General features: G+C 49.9%; 14 protein-coding genes and 1 tRNA gene. 5 read left to right on the top strand and 10 right to left on the bottom strand.

Translation table 11 applies throughout. The features are described from left to right. Nucleotides 1–14: 14 nt before the first annotated feature. A complete protein-coding gene (locus ACJMM9_RS05790; protein ID WP_405324637.1) occupies nt 15–725 on the bottom strand; it encodes a Crp/Fnr family transcriptional regulator in 711 nt (236 codons plus the stop codon). Nucleotides 726–747: 22 nt separating this feature from the next. Further along, nucleotides 748–2,031: an adenylosuccinate synthase gene (locus tag ACJMM9_RS05785; RefSeq protein WP_405324635.1), complete on the bottom strand. Its 1,284-nt coding sequence runs from the start codon at nt 2,029–2,031 to the stop codon at nt 748–750. Nucleotides 2,032–2,224: 193 nt separating this feature from the next. On the opposite strand from ACJMM9_RS05785, the gene ACJMM9_RS05780 reads away from it, so the two are divergent. Further along, nucleotides 2,225–2,656, top strand: a complete 432-nt coding sequence (locus ACJMM9_RS05780; protein ID WP_405324633.1) for a hypothetical protein — start codon at nt 2,225–2,227, stop codon at nt 2,654–2,656. Between the two features lie 108 nt (nt 2,657–2,764). On the opposite strand, the gene dacB is transcribed toward ACJMM9_RS05780, so the two are convergent. Genes dacB through aroA form a run of 3 tightly spaced genes read right to left on the bottom strand, consistent with a single transcriptional unit; the run spans nt 2,765 to nt 7,809 of the window. Continuing rightward, nucleotides 2,765–4,903, bottom strand: coding sequence for a D-alanyl-D-alanine carboxypeptidase/D-alanyl-D-alanine-endopeptidase (gene dacB, locus ACJMM9_RS05775; RefSeq protein ID WP_405324631.1), 2,139 nt, complete (start codon nt 4,901–4,903; stop codon nt 2,765–2,767). Between the two features lie 9 nt (nt 4,904–4,912). Then, nucleotides 4,913–6,505 carry an extracellular solute-binding protein gene (locus ACJMM9_RS05770; RefSeq protein WP_405324629.1) on the bottom strand — a complete coding sequence of 531 codons (1,593 nt, stop codon included), beginning with the start codon at nt 6,503–6,505 and terminating at the stop codon, nt 4,913–4,915. Continuing rightward, nucleotides 6,502–7,809, bottom strand: a complete 1,308-nt coding sequence (aroA, locus tag ACJMM9_RS05765) for a 3-phosphoshikimate 1-carboxyvinyltransferase (protein ID WP_405324692.1) — start codon at nt 7,807–7,809, stop codon at nt 6,502–6,504. The genes ACJMM9_RS05770 and aroA overlap by 4 nt, the downstream gene beginning before the upstream one ends. Before the next feature lie 90 nt (nt 7,810–7,899). Here aroA and ACJMM9_RS05760 point away from each other — a divergent pair, with 90 nt between their 5' ends. Beyond that, complete coding sequence (locus ACJMM9_RS05760) at nt 7,900–8,646, top strand: acyl-[acyl-carrier-protein] thioesterase (RefSeq protein WP_405324627.1); 747 nt, start codon at nt 7,900–7,902, stop codon at nt 8,644–8,646. Nucleotides 8,647–8,776: 130 nt separating this feature from the next. On the opposite strand, the gene ACJMM9_RS05755 is transcribed toward ACJMM9_RS05760, so the two are convergent. After that, nucleotides 8,777–10,621: a hypothetical protein gene (locus ACJMM9_RS05755; protein ID WP_405324626.1), complete on the bottom strand. Its 1,845-nt coding sequence runs from the start codon at nt 10,619–10,621 to the stop codon at nt 8,777–8,779. A gap of 194 nt (nt 10,622–10,815) precedes the next feature. Continuing rightward, nucleotides 10,816–11,592, bottom strand: a complete 777-nt coding sequence (locus ACJMM9_RS05750) for a ComEC/Rec2 family competence protein (protein WP_405324690.1) — start codon at nt 11,590–11,592, stop codon at nt 10,816–10,818. A gap of 219 nt (nt 11,593–11,811) precedes the next feature. Between ACJMM9_RS05750 and ACJMM9_RS05745 the strand changes: the two genes are divergently transcribed. Both ACJMM9_RS05745 and ACJMM9_RS05740 read left to right on the top strand, forming a co-directional pair. Then, entirely contained in the window at nt 11,812–12,168 is a 357-nt protein-coding gene (locus tag ACJMM9_RS05745) for a hypothetical protein (protein ID WP_014546294.1), read from the top strand. Between the two features lie 92 nt (nt 12,169–12,260). Further along, nucleotides 12,261–12,334 (top strand) — tRNA-His (locus ACJMM9_RS05740). A 182-nt stretch (nt 12,335–12,516) separates the two neighbouring features. On the opposite strand, the gene ACJMM9_RS05735 is transcribed toward ACJMM9_RS05740, so the two are convergent. Next, nucleotides 12,517–15,417, bottom strand: coding sequence for a fibrobacter succinogenes major paralogous domain-containing protein (locus tag ACJMM9_RS05735; protein ID WP_405324624.1), 2,901 nt, complete (start codon nt 15,415–15,417; stop codon nt 12,517–12,519). A gap of 15 nt (nt 15,418–15,432) precedes the next feature. Beyond that, nucleotides 15,433–16,320 (bottom strand): TIGR02147 family protein, encoded by an 888-nt coding sequence (locus tag ACJMM9_RS05730; RefSeq protein WP_405324623.1) that lies wholly within the window; start codon nt 16,318–16,320, stop codon nt 15,433–15,435. Between the two features lie 192 nt (nt 16,321–16,512). Between ACJMM9_RS05730 and ACJMM9_RS05725 the strand changes: the two genes are divergently transcribed. Then, a complete protein-coding gene (locus tag ACJMM9_RS05725; protein WP_405324621.1) occupies nt 16,513–17,631 on the top strand; it encodes an ATP-binding protein in 1,119 nt (372 codons plus the stop codon). 60 nt (nt 17,632–17,691) lie between these two features. Here the strand turns inward: ACJMM9_RS05725 and ACJMM9_RS05720 are convergent, their stop codons facing one another. Beyond that, nucleotides 17,692–19,659, bottom strand: coding sequence for a hypothetical protein (locus tag ACJMM9_RS05720; RefSeq protein WP_405324619.1), 1,968 nt, complete (start codon nt 19,657–19,659; stop codon nt 17,692–17,694).

The following is a 19,659-nucleotide window of genomic DNA, read 5'->3' as shown; positions in this document are numbered from 1 at the left end:
ACAAATTCTTGGGTTTAGCCCTTAGTAGCTTTTTCTTGAAGCGCATCTTCGTCAAAGATGACGATATCCTTGCCGGTCATAGCGATTGCATTCGCCCTCACCAGCATGGAACAAATACGGCTCACCGTTTCACGGGTCGTTCCAGACATATCGGCAAGCTGCTGCTGCGTCGGACGATTGTGAATAACAGTCACCATGTTTCCGTTATCTGTATGGATACGGACACCACGTTCCTGCATCAAATTCAAAAGCGTTCCCGCCACTCGGCCAGACACAGACATTGTAGACAAGGAACCAATCTGCTTATTTGCCTTGCGAAGCCTCTTGCAAAGTTCGCTCATGAGAGCCATTGCAATTTCAGGAGTCTTGCGGATGAGGCTGAGGAACGATTCACGGTGGATGACGAGCAACTTCGCATCGGTCACCGTACGGACGGAGGCGGATCGGGGTTCGCCGTCAATCAGCGACATTTCCCCGAAAAAGTCCCCGCGTTCAAGGAAAGACAAAATAGTTTCACGACCATCGATGCCAGTCATATAGACTTGCACGGACCCGGATGCAATCAAGTACAAAGCCTGTACCGAATCGTCTCCTTCCAGGACCACAGTCTCATCACGATTGTAGTTCTTGACGATCACCAGATTAGCAATCATCCCCAACTGTTCTTCGTTTAATTCCGAGAAGAGTTCAACGCCCTTCAACAAATCGACTGTGGATGTATCCATTTTATCTTCCCCTTTTCTTTATTTAGTCGAGATCAACGATGATACTCTGGTCGCGCTTGGCACCGATAGAAATCATACCGATCTTCACGCCAACAAGTTCGGCCATGCGGTCGAGATACTTGCGAGCGTTAGCCGGCAATTCTTCGAGCTTGCGGCACTTGGTGGTATCGCACTTCCAGCCCGGCATTTCTTCGTAAACCGGCACACAACGTCCGACCTTGGAAAGCTGGTTCGGGAAGTTTTCGATCTTTTCGCCATCGCATTCGTAGTGAGTGCAGATCTTGATCGTGTCGAACGTATCGAGCACGTCGAGCTTCGTGATGGCGAGGTGAGTAAGACCGTTCACCATGGCAGCCTTGCGGACCACCGGAGCGTCGAACCAACCGCAGCGGCGGTTACGACCGGTCGTTGCACCATATTCGTTACCGATCTTGCGGAGCGTGTCGCCCGTTTCGTCCAAAAGTTCGGTCGGGAACGGACCGTTACCCACGCGGGTCGTGTAAGCCTTGACGACACCGACAACCTGGTCGATAGCCGTGGGGCCAATGCCTGCACCGCAGCTTGCGTAACCGGCAACCGTGTTGCTGGAGGTCACGAACGGGTAGGTACCCTGGTCCACGTCGAGGATAGTGCCCTGAGCACCTTCGAACACGAGGCGCTTGCCTTCCTTGACTGCCTTGTAGAGCATTTCGCTCACGTCGGCGACGAACGGCTTGATCTTCTGGCCGAGTTCGAGGTAGTCCTTGATGACCACTTCCGGATCGATTTCAGGAACGTCGTACATCACCTTGAATTCTTCGTTGTGAACCTTGGCCATGGCTTCGACACGCGGACGGAGTTCGCGTTCGTCCATGAGGTCGCCCACGCGCACGCCAATGCGGTTCACCTTGTCGCTATAGCACGGACCGATACCGCGACCCGTAGTACCGATAGCAGCCTTGCCAGCCTTCTTTTCCTTGGCCTTGTCCAAGGTGGAGTGGTACGGGAGCACGACGTGTGCGTTGTTAGCGATGAACAAGCGACCTTCCGGGTTGATGCCCTTCGTGTGGAGGTCTGCAATTTCGTTCAGAGTCTGGATCGGATCGAGCACGACGCCGTTACCGATGACGCAAATCTTGTCCGGGTGCATAATGCCCGAGGGAATCAAGTGGAAGACGAACTTCTTGTCGCCCACTTCCACGGTATGGCCGGCGTTAGCGCCGCCCTGGAAACGCACGATGATATCTGCATCGAGCGTTAAGAAATCAACAACCTTGGCTTTTCCTTCGTCGCCCCACTGGGAGCCGATAACAACACGATTTGCCATAATTCCTTCGTTTTAATTCTTTGACAATCGAAACGGTTGCCCCAAGGTACCTCCCTGGAGCCCTTTTTCGCCATAAAGATAGTAAGTATGTTTTTTAGGGAAAAAGAGCTTCGCTATAAAAACGCAAAAAAAGTGTGCAAAACGAGTGTCGCAGAACCTTGGCCGACGCTTAGAGTCTTACTACTTTTTACATATGCCAGAAATTAGAACGCTCATCAAAAAACTTGCACCGCTTCTCGAAGAGGATTCGGACGTTTTCCGCGAACTTTCAACATTTTTCGGCGATGGCGCCAAAATCGAAATGCATCGAGATGACCTTTCCAAGTTCCTTCAGGACAACAGGACTTTTGAAGTCGTGCGCGTAAGCGGCAAGAGTTACAAGGACTGCGTCTACGAGCTTGTGGACAACTACCCCGAAATGATGGACGCGATTGGCATGTTGCGCTATTACAAGGCTCCCGCCGGGAAAATCAAATGGGAAGAGGTCGAAGCCGCCGAAATCGCAATGGGGAACGAACTCACGACAAACGCCTACGGGTGGGCACCCGACGCCTGGACGATTTTTGAATCCAGCGAGACCGAGCACAGCCTTGTCGCCATCGTCGCGCTAGATTCGCTGCTTTAATACTGTATAAGGCGAAGCCCTCCCGGAACCCCGGAACTTGTCCGGGGCAAGCTCAGTCCGGGATGACAAAGCGCAATCAGCTATTGACCAATGACTAATGACCAATAACTAGTGCTGTATAAACTTGAAGAAGGTAACGCCTGGCACTTTGCGGGTCTGCAAGTATTCTGCAAGCGGGACTTCCACAACCTGTTTCTTTTGCGATGAAGCGTGGCGCAGCACCGGCTTTTGTCCCGGATAATAAATTACAAATCCCGTGTGCGTGAGGTCAATATTTTCTGACGATCCGACAATTCCCATGCCAAGAACCTTCATCGCGCCCTTGTACGTCTTATTCGCCATTTCAACAGCCTTTTCCAGCGGCACATAGCGGACCTTGACCGGCGTTTCCTTGCCCGTGTATTTGACATTGTGACTCTTGAAGAACTCTTTCTTGGGCATCGTGCGGGTAACAGAAACTTCGCCTTCCATCGGGATGACTTTCGCATACTTGCCTTCGCCGACCCAATCGTCAAGCAGGTAATGCTTTCGCGTAAGGTAGCTTACCTTGCCGCCCTTGTAGCGAAGCCGCTGCAACTGCCTGTACAGAGACTTTTCACTTTTCGACATCGCAAGTGCGACAACTTGCTCCAGGTACGTCACGCAATCCACGGAGTCCAGATAAACTAACGGTTTATCTTCAACCGGGTCCAAATGGCCCTCGCCCATCGGGCCAAGCTTATATGGCGTTCCCAAGAGCATTTTCGAGAAGTGGTCCAGACGCTTGTTGAGGCCGGAAACGCCCTGAGCATCAAGCCACAGCGTCTTCATCTTTAAAAGAGAGTTGTAATTGTTGTTCGTGTAGCCAATAAGGCGCATCCAAAGCGTATCGAGGACATCCTTGCTCTTGCAATCCGGATTGGTATTTGTGCCGTTCAAGTACATCGCCGCCGTCAGCGTGTCGCCATCCATCGTATAGATATAGCCCACCAGCGCATGGACTTCTGCAATGTAGCCCGTCTTGAACCGAGTAAGCCACGGGGCTTCCAAATTCATCATGCGCTTCGCACCAGAGCCAACGCCAGGACTTGCAAAACTATTGATGTAATATTCGCCATTTGGATGGCGCGCCATCTTCGCAAGCATTTTCGTAACCGTGGAGGGTTTCACCTTGTTCTCGGGAGAAAGGCCGCTGCCATCCCAGACATCAAAATCTGTCGGATTGAGGTTCATCTCCAAAAGGAACTTGCGTTCGGCCTTACGGCCTCCTTCGACACTGCCTTCACCCGAAATCTGCGCACCAAGATTTCTCAAAAGCGTTTCGGCATGGAAATTCTGGCTACGCTGATTGATCTCATCGAGAAAGCTCAAGAGCGGCGCCGCCGAGAACGAGAACTTCCCGAGTTCCGTTTCTGATCCGACAGAATTGCTTTCTTTAAATACGATCCCGCGATTCTTGAGCGCATACATGAAAGCGGCCCTAAAGTATCCAATCGGATTGCGGATCGGAAGCACCATGCTTGCAGAATCGACATCTTCGCCAATCGTTCCGCCAAGGGTAATCACGGACTTTACAGGGTCAATTCCATAGACCCACTTTTTCTTATGCCCCTTTACCGTCTTCAAGTTATTGATAACTTTAACGTATCCGACATCGGGCTGTATCGACACGACGGCCGTATCACCGCGAAAATACCCCGGCCAAAAACGAATCGTCACACAGTTATCGTTGAATCCAAGCGGGCCGATTTCGGCACCATACCAGGAATCATAAAAATTCCGGCGCCAGTTTTCGGCTTTCCACGGTCCCGTATAATAGCTCGTGTCCAGATCAATACGGCCGACAATGGTATCGATCCCCATCGCACGTACGGAATCCACCATCGCATTCAGCATGTAAAACGGATCGTCGTAATATCTCGCCGAAAAGTTCGGATCGCCTTCGCCACGAATTTTAAGGGAACCCGTAAGCGTATTCTTTTCAATATCACCAAGAACAGTAACTTCTGTTTTGGGTTCATAGTCCAGCGGCAAAAAATGGATAGCGGCTGCAGTCGTCAAAGTCTTGAGCGTACTTGCCGGAGTGAACATTTCATCACCATTCACATTCCCTATTTCTTTGCCCATTTTAACAGAACGGACAGACATTCCAAAAGTCGTCCCCGGCAAAAGCGAATCGACATAGCTTTTATACGAAGCAACGTTCACGTGCGCAAAAAGAGGTGCTGCAAGAAACGGCAACAATACGGCTTTAAACAACTTATTCATAAGCGAGAACTACTTTTTCCTTCTTCTATAGCACACAACAATCACGCAAAGCACCAAAACGCCTGCGCCCAGAACAGCGAGCAAGTACTTCGAAGAAACCAGCTTGTACTTAAATTCGTCAACAGAAGGCAGTTCGTAACGTCCAATAATATTTGCGGAGTTTTTCGGATAAATTTCCTTATAATCATACAAGAAGAACTGCTGTGCCCAATGCATCCGTTCCGAGCTATCCAAAGTATCCGGGAAATCCAGCACCTTGTTGATTTTGGCATTAGCGTCGCAAACTATCTTGGCAAGTATTGCACTGCGGCGTTTCTTGTTCTTTGTATTCACAAACAAAGTTCCCATGCCATTCGACAAGTCAATCAGGATCTTTTCGACCTCGCCCCATTCCGGGATATTCGGGAAGCTGCGGCTATGTTCCAGGCCCGCAACAATCTTGGAATAGCGCGAGTCGCGGTTCCAGATGTGGAGAATACTCCTATCCGCAGGCAAGAATCCGACTTGACGCGAGAACGCATCGATGTTGTCGGCACGGAGCATGTAGGCAAGCAACTGCTCGGCAAGGGCATACTTGGAAGAATCCTTCTTGTTGCCAAGAGCCAGATGGCTCCCGCCCATGAACGAGAATTTGCCATGCGGTCCAGAAGGGAGTTCCAGGACCTTAATGCCGTCTTTCGCGATTGCAGAATTGGCAAGGCCACCGGCCTCTTCCGAATATTCCAGCTGCTTGATCAGTTCCGACGTTCCATAGTGGATCACGCGTTCCGAGCGCACAAAGCCATCGGCATTATCCGAAGAGTTTTCGAACAAGCTATGAGGCGCCATTTGCGCATCGCCCATAATTTTTGCATAAAGCGCAAGACCGACAAGCGTATTCGAGTCTAGAAGCGCACTGCGGTATCCCTTGCCCGACGGCACCACAAAATCGCCACCGTGACTCCAGACAAAAGGCGCCATGCACTGCTGCCCCGCCCAGTCATCCTTGCCCGGGAGCGCAAACGGAGTCACCTTGACTCCAGATTCATTTTTCAAATCGGAACTTGCGATTGTTTTCAGCACTCCCAAGAACTGCGAGTACGAGTCCATATCGGCATCTTCAAAGCCCAGTTCCCGCCAAAGGCGCTCGTTTACAAAGAATCCGCGGACATCGATAAACCACGGCACGGCATACATCTCAGGGCGGCCCGAAATATGCGCACTGCGAAGGCCCTCGCCCAAGAATCTCGCCGAATCAATTTGCGGCATCAAGTAATCGACCGGACGAATATGCCCAGCCGCAGCAAAATGCGGGACCCACGTTGAACCCAGCTGAATGACATCCGGGGCTACCTCATTCGAATCCGCAAAAGTCTGCGCGATCCTGTTAAAAGCCTCGCCCCAGGTCAAGGACGTCAGCTTTACGGGAATCCCCGTCTCGCGATAAAACTTTTTCACAAGACGAATCATCGCGTTCTTCGATCCAAGGCCGTTATCCATAACCCAAATCGACAGCGTGTCAGAAGCAGCGGCTTCAGTAGCAAAGGCGCCAAGCACAAGGCAGATGCATAAAGCAAGCCGTGCAAAACCTGTGACAACTATCTTTTGGGCTAGATTTATCATTGAGCGAGCCTTCCGAAATCTTCAAAGAAATGGGGATAAGTCTTGTTCACGCAAGCAGGGTCAAGAATCTTCATGGGCACTCCACCGAGCGAAACGAGACTGAAGCACATCGCCATGCGGTGGTCATTGTAAGTCTCGATCGTCGCCGACTGCAACTGTTCTGGCGGCTCGATCGTAATCGTATCCATGTCGGCGATCACGCGGGCGCCCACCTTCTGCAGTTCCGCAGAGATAGCCGCAATGCGGTCCGTTTCCTTCACGCGCCAGCTGCCAATGCCACGAATCGTGGTCGTACCCTTTGCAAAAAGCGCAAGCACAGAAACCGTCATGGCCGCATCCGGGATGTCGTTCAGGTTCATGTCGAGGCCCTTCAGTTCGCAACCGCGGCCATCGCATTCAATCCAGTCCGGACCGATTTCAATCTTTGCGCCCATCTTCTCGAGGACCTTCGCAAAGCCGACATCGCCCTGATGGCTCTCTTTACCGACACCGAGCACACGCACCTTGCCCTTGGCAATCGCGGCAGCGGCAAGCGGATAGCTTGCAGAACTGGCATCGCCTTCGACAAAGAATTCACCGGGGGACTTGTAGCAGCCCTGCGGTACGTAGAAATCCGTAAGACCGTCATGGTGCACGTCAACACCGAATCGCTTCATCACGTCGAGCGTGAGTTCGATGTACGGCGCAGAAATCAGTTCGCCTTCCACATGGATATGGAGCGGAGACTTGCAGTACGGGGCGCAAATCAGGAGCGCCGTGAGGTACTGGCTCGAAATATTCCCGCGAACACTCACATCGCCGCCCTTGAGGCCATCGGCCTTGATGCGGACCGGCGGGTAGCCTTCGGATTCCAGATACTTGATATCGGCATCCAGCGTACGGAGTGCATCGACCAAGTCGCGGATCGGGCGTTCGCTCATGCGTTCTTCGCCACGCAAGATAAACTTGCCCCAGCCAAGCGAGAGTGCCGCCGTCAAGGAGCGCATTGCAGTACCCGCGTTCCCGAGGAAAAGCTCAATAGACGGGCTTGGGCCGTCAAACGGGCCACCATGCCCTACGACAACGGCATCCTTGTAATCATCCTTAAAATCAATTTTCACGCCTAGACGCTGCAAAGCCTCACCCATATAGCGGGTATCATCACTTTTAAGCAAATTCTTAAGGTGCGTCGTACCTTCGGCAAGCGCAGAAATCAAAAAAACACGATTCGTGATGCTCTTTGACCCAGGCAGGCAAAGAGACCCCTCAAAAGAATGGTAAGCAGGAAGCTGAATAAAACTAGGGCGAAATTGGAACTCGTTCATACGATAAAAATTATACATTATTATCACATACAGTTTTTTTCGGGAATGTTCAAAGCGGCTCGAAAAGGACACAACCACGTGAGGAACAACATGGAACCGGAAGTCACTACCAAAAATTTTGAAGTGCGATTCTCGGATTGCGACCACCACAGCCGACTCAAACTTTCAAACCTCTTCTTGTTCATGGAAGAAACCGCCATCGCCGATGCCGAACAGAACGGTTTTGGCATCTGGAAGATGATGAGGGCTGGCTACACCACGGTCATCACGCGACTGAAAATCCGAATGCACCACCACCCGGTCTGGGGCGAAAAGCTTTCCATCTCGACATGGGCAAAGGACATTATTAAGGACAAAGTCTGTCTTAAGGATTATTCCATCCTCGATGCGCAGGGGCATTCCATCGCGCAGGCAACCTCATCGTGGCTCCTGGTGAACATGAAGACCGGCAAGGCCGAAAACCCGGCCAACGCACCGTACCCGATTCCGCTCATTCCGGGCAAGAACGCGCTCCCCGAGATGATGGATATTTTGGACCCGCAGGTGGACCCGCAAATCGTGGCGACTGAAATCGCAAAGTACAGTGACTTGGACATGAACAAGCACGTAAACCACTGCCGCTATGTGGACTGGGTGACAAATTCGCTCGATCCGCAGGAACTCAAGAGCCGCAGGGTCCGTTCGATACAGATAAACTACATTTCACAGATTCCGCTTGGCGGCAAGGTAAACATTGTGCGGTTCAAGAACACGAACCATCACGCGTACATTTTCGGGATGAACGCCGACGACATGACCCAATGCCATTTCCAGGCAAGAATTGGATTTGCGGATTAGAACTTAGTCGGAAGTAGACAGTAAGAAGTAGGAAGGAAATGTAATTGGAAATGCCCCGTGTCATCCTCGATTGCGTCATCCTGAGCGGAATGCCGTAAGGCATGAAGTGAAGGATCCAGGGCTTTTTTAATTAAGTCACCGATTTCAAAATTTTTTCTTCGACCTCGAAGGCGCTTGGTTTGTCTTTAGGCGTAAGGCGCCGGCCAGTGCCATAAAGGTGCTGCATCATTTCCAGAAGCGTGTATTCGCGGTCAAAATAGCCGATGTCAGGATTCGGGCAAATGGTAACCGGTTCGCGAACGCGAGCTTGCTGCGAGCCGCGAGCGACGGCGACACATTCCGGCTGGTAATGGAGCGACGGGCTTTTCTCGCGGATTTCTTCACGGCCGGCATTCCCGAGGAATCGGCAGATGCATTCTCGCGAAAGCGTGACGCGGCGAAGCTTGTCGTATTTTTTGTGAATTGAAGCTATAGCCTCTTGAACGCCTGCATGCTTGGCACTAGCGCAATATGAACTGTATGAATTCTCCTTCGGAGAATGACCAAAGCCATAATTTTCGTCTTTAGAAATATTCTCTTTCGGAGGATGACAGAGCGATTGAAGTTCTTCTTGTTCAAGCTTGTCGATTTCGGCCAGGCGATGCATCACGTACTCACGGGATGCCATGCAAACGGGATGGTCAAAGCCGGGGATATTTTGGCAAAGGTAATGCTGACGGCACGGGAATCCGGGTTTCAATTCTGGACTTCCAGACTTTTCGGATTCTGGAGCGAAATATTCCTGAATTTTCTGCTCACAGATTCTTGCCGCCGTCGATGTTTGCAGATTTACAAACGGGATGCCGAGAGGCGATGCATGACTGATGCAAACATCTTCGGGCTTTGCGCCCACAAGCAATCGTCGCGTTTCCTTATCGACGCTGGTCGCCTGCGGCACAAGCAAAAACGGAGTACCCACTCCCACGCCATCAACCCCGAGCGACAAGACTTGAGCAATGTCTTCGGGGGCGCAAAGCCCGCCCTGCGCGGTAATCCGCGCAGGCGACGGCGGCGGGAGAATTCCTTGCACCGGAGCAGTCGCGGCACTCGAAACAGAACTGCTCGCAGCAATCGATGCAGATGCATTTGCAGCATTGTTCCCTGCGATACAAGATGCTGCAAACTTCGCTATCATCGAGCGCGTGGTCTCAAAAAGTTCTTTGCGTTTTTCAACAAATTCTCGGACAACATCAAGCAGCAACTTCTTGGATTCAAAGAACGCATGACCGCCGCAGTTCACACCAGATTCGATGCGGTATTCGTAAACCTCCAAACCCTTCTTTGCCAAATAGCGGCCCTGAATGAGCGCCGAGCGGTAATCCGAGACTTTCAGGATAATCTTCTTTTTCGGAGATCTTGCACCCGTCCTGTAAAAGTCCTTGCACTTTGCAATTTCTTCGAAGACGGACAAATTCACGCCCGCACTGAGCACAAGCGCGCCCGATACTTTCGAAGCGGCAAAGCCGCGAACAGCATCGAAAGCAGCCTCTTCGTGATTGAGTCCGACCATGATGTTCGCCTGAATTTCGCCTGGTTCCATCTTTTCGGTAAGTGCAGCCTCGGCTGCAATACGGGCAAGCCCCGTCTTTGCAAAAATGCCATCGTATTCTACGCGGAGCCTAGAATCCAGCGGGAGCATCAGAAAATAAAGGTCCTTGTCGCTACCGCCATCAAAGCGGCAAGCACAAAGACGCGTAAACTTGCGCTCTACTTCGTCCGCCACAAAATCCAGATACGAACGGATGCGGCCAATGCGGGTTGTCTGCGGAGAACCCAAATCAAGGCCCAAGCGCTCCGCGTAAGCCATGCGGTATTCTTCAAGGAGTCCATCGTCCACAAGCGAAATTACCGACGTGATTCCCAAATGCGCTACACGAATCGGCGTGTCCGCCGTATAGCAAATACCCATCACCGGGATGTGAATCTTGTGAACCATAACCCTCGAAAACCTCGCGAATACCCAAAATGCGAAACAAATTGCAATATAAAAAATAACTGGATCCTTCAGTCACTTCGTTCCTTCAGGATGACGACTGCGAAATGACATGTTCCTTCAGGATGACGAGATGGTGATTCCGCATCGGGGTGCGGAATGACATGTCCCTTCAGGATGACGGACTCCCGTCATTTCTAGTGCAAAATGCCCATGCTGGGCGAGAGTTCAAAGCGGATGGAGCCTTGCAAATCGGTGCGGTAAAGTTTCGTAGAATCGCCAAGCACCAAGTTCAATTTGCGCACAACAGATGGCGCGGGATGCCCGTAGCGATTCCCCTGTCCCACACTCACGAACGCGTACTTGGGCGACACCTGCGACAAGAAGCCTAGCGTATTGCTCCCGGCCGAACCATGATGCGCCACCTGCAAAAGTTCCGCCGAAAGCGTCGGGTTCATCTCGAGCAAATGGCGCTCGCCCACGGAATCCAGGTCGCCCGTCAAAAGCAGCTTGCTCGCTCCAAACTTCCCGAGCAAAACCACACTCGCACGATTCTCGCCCACGCGCAAATAGCTCGCCGGCCACAGCACTTCAAAGCGCGGGCATTCCCCGTCAGCAGAGCCATTAACCCCACCCCCAAAACTTACGTTCCCGCCTCGCAATAGCGTATCCACCGGCGTTCCAAGCGCTCTCGCCACCCGCAACACACTATCGCGAAAGAACGCACCCGCCGTATCCGGCCCCACGTACAGCTGCCGCACAAAAACACCCCGCCCCGCAAGCTCCAGAAAGCCACCAATATGGTCCCGATGGTTATGGCTCAGCACCACCCACTCTAGCGTATCGATCCCGCGCGCCAAAAGCGAATCCACCACGCCGACCGAATCGGGCCCGAAATCGTACATCGCATAGCGCCCATCATATTCGAGAAGCACCGCAAGCCCCTGCCCCACGTCTATCGCCGTCGCATGCATCGACGTTTCTCCCTCGGCCGACCCGCTCACGTACATGCAGCCGCTCATCACCGCCGCGACAACCAGAATCCAAAAAAGCTTCATAAGACTCCTTTTTTAATTGTTCCGTTTATATAACACGCTTTTTTTCGCGAATTTGACCCTAAACACCCCTCACAAAAGCGAAAATTTTTACAAAAACACCATTTTTTACTATCTTTACTACTAATTGAGGTCTCTATGCAATTACCTAAGTACAAAAAGAAGAAACGCATCAAGCTCAAAGTCTGCCAGGAACCCGGCTGCGGCCGCGAATTCTGGGGTCACCCGATCGCGAAGTACTGCGAACTGCACCGCGACATCAAGCAGCGCCAAAAGCAAAAGAAGGATATCGAGAACATCGAGTCCAAAAACATCATCTTCCGCCACAACTACACGGAAGCCATGGACCTGGAATTCAAGTGCTGCCTCGAAGGCTGCAACAACACATTCACGATCCGCATGTTCCCGAAGCAGTACGTCTACCCGCGCTTCTGCATGGAACACAGAAACGACTTCAAGCGTGCAAATTTCCTCCGAATCATGCAGAAAAAGTAGTCGCAGCGCACTAAAAACAAATTTTTTGGAAAAAAGTTGTTGCCATCCCTTGAAATTTGGGATGGCTTTTTTATATTTGGTCTCGCTACATGGTGGATGTAGCTCAATTGGTTAGAGTCCCAGATTGTGATTCTGGATGTTGCCGGTTCGAGTCCGGTCATCCACCCGAAAAAGACCTTGCGAAAGCAAGGTCTTTTTTCATTCCGCGATCAACCGTACGCAGGATTTCCGCCTACACATTTTGTGAGTCATAAACGACTCGTAAGTAAAAAGATCCCGCTATTTTTCATAGCGGGACCTACTCCTAGACACCTTCCAACTCCTAAATAAGGAGTTCAAAGCAAGGGCTTATTTTTTATTCTTCACGCAGCGGACGCTTTGTCCGTAATTTTTGGAATTTTGATACAAATAGAACTTGGTGTAAATGTTGTTTATATTCGAATACCGGGCATAACTCTCGCTATATTCGGTTGAGCCCCAATAATAAACGTCTGAACCCACCTTTTCCCAGCTAGTAGCAGAGATTCTTCTTCCAGTCGGGAGCGCCGAGAATCCATAGGCATCTTGACCATTGTTGTTAGCAGTTCCGGCATAATTCCATCCGGTCAGCGCCTTGAGCGAATCGCCCGACACGCCCGCGTTCCCCAATGCGACACTCAGCTTGCCCCATTCATCAATCGACGGCAGATGCCATCCGTCAGGGCAAATTCCCTGTATCTGGCGATCAAGCCCGCAAGTTCTGCCAGAACCGCAATTCAACGGGTCCAGAGTATCGGAGGCCAGCGCAACCGAGTCAATCGCCGCCGCCCAAGTGTAATAGCGGCCACCGACATTGCAATTTTTCTCTTCACCATTATAGCACCAGTTTCGACCCTTCAAGCTCGGCGTCTTCACGCTATCGGCGTAGTTCAGGTTTTCCGCCATCCACACTTCCGAATAATCATGAGCCGCCACGTCAATTTTCACGACCTTGTACACTTGCTTGTCACGAGAATCCACAATGGAATCGTACTTGATATTCGGATTCAGGCGCAATTCCTTGGGCACGTCCCAGCTCCAGCCTGTAGAGACTCCAGAACTACTAGACTTCGCTTCAACGACACTTGAACTTGAAGAAGATTTTATCGCGGCAGTCGAAGCATCCCCCTTAATGCAACGGACGCTTTGTCCATAAGTCTTTTCACCATGATATATATAGAACTTTGTATAAATGTTGTTTATATTCGAATACTGACCTTCATAAGCGTCCAGTTCGTCGGAACTCCAATAATAAACATCCGTGCCAACCTTGCCCCAACTAGTTGCAGAGAGTCTTCTTCCAGTCGGGAGTGCTGCAAAACCGTAATCATCCGTACCATTATTATCATCAGTCCCAGCATAGTCCCATCCCGTCAAAGCCTTGAGATGACTGCCAGACACAATAGCATTCCCCAAAGCCACACTCAACAGACCCCATTCATAGATTGTCGGCAAATGCCAGCCGTCAGGGCAAATTCCCTGCACACCACGATTGAGTCCACAAGTCTTGCCATAACCGCAATTCAGCGGCGCCTTCGGATCATTTGCCAAAGCGACAGAGTCAATTGCGGCAGACCAGCTGTAATAACGGCCACCGACCTTGCAATTTTTTTCTTCACCATTATAGCACCAGTTTCTACCCTTCAAGCTCGGCGTCTTGACGCTATCGGCGTAGTTCAGGTTTTCTGCCATCCACACCTGTGAATATTTTTGTTCCTTCACTTCAATCTTCACGATTTTATACACTTGCTTGTCGCGCGGGTCAATCATCGTGTCGTATTTGACATTCGGATTAAAGCGCAATCCCTTGGGCACGTCCCAGCTCCATCCGGAAGGAACTTCAGCTTCCACTCTGGCCGTCGATTCCCCCTTCAAGCAACGAACCGACATTCCATCATTCTTTTCGTGGACGAGCTGACGCGCATTATCGTAATCGTAGAACATGTTCACGTATTTCGCGCTATCGTTACCGTTCTTTACAGAACTCCAGAAATTCGCATGATCGCCCTCGTAGTTGTAGTAGACTTTTTTGCCGTATCTGATGCCGGCGGGCAACGCAGCGAAGCCAAAATCATCCGTGCCGTCGCCATCATTTCTCCAACCACTAGCAGACTTCAGTTTCTTGCCCGCTATAGATTCCTCGCCGACCGCAGCAAACAACGTTTCAAATTCTTCTATTGTCGGCAGGTGCCAGCCGTCAGGGCACGCACTATTCGCAGCAGCCCATGAGTAAAGGCGACCATACTTTGTACAATATTTAGCGGAATCATTATAGCAGTAACTGCTGTCCATTTCGAAGTTCAGGTTTTCCGCCATCCAAACCTGGTTACCAATTTTCACGATTCTATAAACCTTGCCATCGCGGGAATCCTTCATTGTAGAATCGGTCCTGTACATTTCTACGACCTTTTCAAATTCAGGAATTTCATCGGAGCCGCTCCATTTTTCAAGGTTTTTCCGGATCGTTTCGTATTTGCCATCGGACTTTGCAGAATCAGCCCAATCCGCCATTTCCTTTTTCACCTTTTCGTCGTTCCATTCACCAGTCTTTTCAATAGACGAAGCGATGTCATCCATACGGTCTGTGAGCTTTTCAGCATCCAAATCCGATTGCAGCAGCACCGTTGTCGCAAGGAGCGTTGCGTTTCCGTCGCCCTTTTCATAGATGCTCATGCCCTCAAACGATTCAAAACGGTCCATCACACCGAGCGATGCCAGAATTTCCTTCTCGGCCTGCATTTTCGCATCGTCAAAGGACATCTTTTCTTTGGAAACAAGCTTCATCACGCGCTCGTATTCCAGTTCCGTGAGCACGTTGATGTTCACGTTCTTGCGGTCCTTCAAATCCGTAATCGCATGGAGCGTCAACTTATCCGAAGACTTCTCGCCGGTAATTTCATTGAGGTAGTAGCCGGACACTTCGAACAAAGCGCAAGATGCCGAGAGATTCACGTCATCAACGTCAAAGTCGCCCTTATTGCTCTTGACCTTCCCCGAGAATTTCTCTTCCGTGAACTTCATCGTCTTGCAGTCAACGCCCTGCACCGTCACCGCAGAACCCTTGACAAACGGCCCCTTTTGCGCCAAGCCTGCCACATCCAAATCCTTGATGGCAAGGCCAGCATCTTCCGTGACACCGCCCGCAACTTTATCATCCAGGCAAGCGCTAAGAAGCCCTGCCGAAACAATTGTCATCAAAAAAGCAATTGATTTACTTATGAGTTTATTCACTTTACTTTCTCCTTTTTAAACCTTTCTTTTCCCAACACCTTCACCCGGAACCAAGCTTGCCGAATCATCGCCGAGACGTTCACTCAGCGGGAACAACTGCAAATTCAGGCGGTACACCTGATCCGTCTCATCGTCTTCACTCGCAATCGCCACAATGCGGCGGCGAAAATCCGCAATTTCCTTCCTGATCTTTTCGTAAGCACGGCGCGTAAGCCCCATGGTAAGCCCCGACATGTCACGTTCCGAAAGCGGCAAGTCCAAAGCCTTCACCGCAAATTCCCCCATCTGACGCTGCATATCGCGGGCCGCTACAGGCGCTACATCGACCGACCCCATCGATAACGACTTGTCCGTCTGTTCGTAGTTTCCGCTCTTGTCCTTCTTCAAGAGCTTTGCGCGCACCAAGAAATCAAGCGTCTCGGAAACCTCCGCCGCAGAAACCTGCGGCTTGCACTTACGAGCCATTTCAAGAGGCTTTGCACCCGGCATGTGCGGGGCAATCTCGCGCAGCACCGGATTCTTCCAGGACTTGAAATAATCAAATTCCTCGTTCCCGAGTACACGCACCTTGTGGGCATGCGCGAGTGCACAACGCTCCTCGAACGCGGCACGTCTCGCCTTGTCATCTTTCGCATGCGCATACGAAACCATCAATACAAAGTACGTCTGCTCGAACCCGGCAAGCCCCATCGCCGCAGCAACGGAACCCGCCGCCCCAACACTCAGATTCTTTTTGCCCTCGCAAACGTACTTCAAATACACCGCCGACGAAAAACCCGCATCGCGGGCAAACTCGCGCCACGTAAAAGCCGAGTTGCGTTTGCGTTCATCGTAGTAGTCTTGGATGAACTTGCGGTAATCTGTGTATTCTACAATCTCCTTCATGTGCACAAATATAGTCATTTCCGCCATTTTTGGAATACAAAAATGGCGTTTTTAATCAAATTTTACCATTTTTGCAAAATTCTCGCAAATTTTAGCAACTTAGAATACAAAACCTGTGTTCCAGGAATACAAAAGAAAGACCTATTGACGTTCCAATTAACTTTTGGTATATTACCATAAGTAAGTTACTAAAAGTTAATTGAGGTTATCATGGAAAATCCGTTCTCTCTAGAGCCTTACACAAAAAAAGAGCATTTTTGCGATCGAGAGCAAGAACTAAAGGATATCGTTTCCTTTTTAACCAACGGTTCGAACGTCACATTAATTTCTCCTCGACGTTACGGCAAGACGGGTCTCATTTTCAGGACATTCGAGGACCTCAAGGAAAAGCATTACACATGCATTTACGCCGACATTTTTTCGGCACAGAGCCTAGATGACTTTATCAAAATTTTGTCCGAAGCCATCGTTAGTTCCATCGCGAACGAATCCCTGATAAAAAAATTCTTCATCGCGCTTAAGAACGTTCGACCGCTTCTTAGTTATGATTCCATATCAGGCAGTCCTCAAGTCACATTTACCTTCCAACTAGACGAACAAAAAAAACTGACTTTAAAATCCATTTTCGACTTTCTTGAAAAACAAGAAAAGCAAATCATCCTCGCCATTGACGAATTCCAACAAATTAGGGAATTTAAAGAAAACAACATCGAGGCTTTACTGCGAACATACATTCAGCAAATGCATCATGTGAAATTTATTTTCTGCGGCAGCAAAAAGCATTTGATGTCAGACATGTTCACCAACGCAAAGAAGCCCTTTTACGAAAGTTCCAGAACAATCTATATCGACCGTATCAATTCAGAAAAATACAAGGAATTTATCACGGATCTATTTCAAAAAGCCGGAAAAATCATTAACGAAGACGCCGTTGATTTTATTTTAGAATGGACAAAGCGCCACACCTATTACACACAATTTGTATGCAACAGAGTATTTGCAGAGTCTTCAAAAAATATCACATTAGAAGATGTCAAAAGAACTATATCCAGCATTTTACGATTTGAAATTCCAAACTTCATTGAACGTCGCAACCTGATTACCGACAAGCAATGGAAATACCTTATAGCCGTCGCCAAGGAAGGTTCTGTAAAGCAACCAACAGCAAGCGCATTCTTGATGAAATACGGCATAGGAAGTAGCGCCACCGCTAAAAAGATTCTTTCAACGCTTGTCGAAAAAGAGCTACTGCTAGAACAAAGCGATTTAAACGGGAAAACTTACAGCGTCTATAATGTATTTATGTCCCGCTGGATGGAAACACTTTAAGCTCAAAGGCCTCGCTAGTTTCCTAGCGAGGTCTTCTTCACTTTTCCTTTCAACGCGACTTTATTCAGATCTTCCTTTGCGTTCCGGCTTCTGCTTATAGTAAACATAGACATCTACGGTATAGCCATACTTAAACGTATACGTCACTCCAAAATACGGATAACCGACAGTTCCTACTTCGGCGCGAAGCATAAACCTCGCGGCAGGCGTTTCCATTTCGTAAAAATAGCGGACGACAACCGAATCACTCATATTAGAATTCCGACCCAACGAATCCGACTTCACAAATGTAAAGCCATTATCGGGCAAGACTTCCAGAAGCGGCTTCAGCGCCTCCTCAGCTTTTTTTTCTTTTGACAGATCTGGAAGGAATTGGTACATCTGCGAGCTTGTCGAATCGACATTCCGGCGGAACTGCCAGCTAATCATAAGAGAATCATCATCATAATCCGCCCGAACCTTCGTCGAGGAGTAATCTTCCATAAAAGCAAGCTCTTCCGGGAAATCCCTAAAGAAGCGCAACGAGCTATAATCGGTCGTCGGCATTTCCTCGAAGCCATCTTTCAGCACCACGACCTTCACCTTGAAGAAATAGCTGGAGCCATACATAATGCCCAACCCCAATTCTTTCGTAATGGAAATCTTGTAGACAACGTTTTCTTTTTTCAACGAATAGACATACGACAGCGTATCGCACCTCACGTTATCCAAGGAATCATTATTTATGGTGCCTTCAAAAGCGAATCCACGCGTCCCCATCAGATTTACCAACGCACTTGCGATGGAATCTCGTCTTTCACGGTCGTTAACCAGTCGTCCCGGGGAGATGAGGAACCACACTTCCTGCTTGCCTTCACCAAAGCTTCTGTAGCCGTCGAACGAATATGTCGAATCGAAGAAGTCTAGTTCCACAGGAAGAGGCGGAATCGTATCTTCAGGTTCACTCGAAGATGAGCTGACAAACGGATCATAAATAGAACTCGACGACCTTTCGCCAAAACTGCTGGTCCCTCCACTCCAAGACGAAGAGCTGGACTGAGGTTCCTCCCCCGGTATAACCCACCGTCCTTTTTCGCACACGAAGTATTCGTTGTACAGTTTGCTCAGCTTGTTCACATTACGCTTGGTTTCGTTTTCACGTTTTGCGTTGCAAACACCGAGACCGTAATTATCCCACCAGAAGTTCGTCACGTACTTTTCGAATGACGGCACGGAATCCGCATATTTCCAGCTCTCAACATTTTTGCGCACATTCGCAAGAGTTCCCTTGAGATCTACATCGCAAGCCCAATCCGCAATTGCGGTTTTGGTATCGACATCATCCCAGCTGCCACCTTCCGCAAGTGCAATGCTGAATTCGCCCATGCGTTCGGTAAGCCCAGCCACATCGACATCACTTTGCATCAACACGCTCACGGCAAGGAGCGCCGCGTTGCCATCGCCCGACTCGAAGATGTTCAGGTCTTCGGGATTCCCAAAATTGCCCTCAATGCCGAACGCCGCAAGGATTTCTTCGTCCGCCTGAGCCTTCGCATCTGCAATCGATTTTTTCTTCTCGGTCACCAAATACTTCACACGTTCGTATTCCAAATGCGTGAGCAAGTTGATATTCACCGTTTTGCGGTCGCTCAAATCTGTAAGTGCACGAAGCGTCACCGTTCCCGAAGACTTCTTGCCAGAGATTTCATCGCGATAATAACCGTTAGCTTCAAGAATCGCGTACTGCGATTGCAAATTGATATCCTTGATGGCGAAGTCGCCCTTGTCGCTCTTGATAGTTCCCTTGAAACTCTTGCCGGTTTGCTTGAGCGTGATGCCGTCCAATTCCTGCACGGTCACCGCAGAACCCGTGACAAACGGTCCCTTCTGCGTCACGCCCGCGATGTCACGATCCTTGATCGCAACGACGCCTGCATCACCCGAAGCGCCACCAGCAACGTTATCGGAACACGCCCAGAACATGGCGCTCACAGCAAGCAACCCAAAGAAATTACACCACTTAAAAATTGAATTTTTTCCCGTGAACAT

It is taken from the genome of Fibrobacter sp. (genome assembly GCF_045112255.1).
Taxonomy (GTDB): Bacteria; Fibrobacterota; Fibrobacteria; order Fibrobacterales; family Fibrobacteraceae; genus Fibrobacter.
Note: the sequence above shows the minus strand (reverse complement) of the source record. Positions and strands in the feature narration are given on the sequence as shown.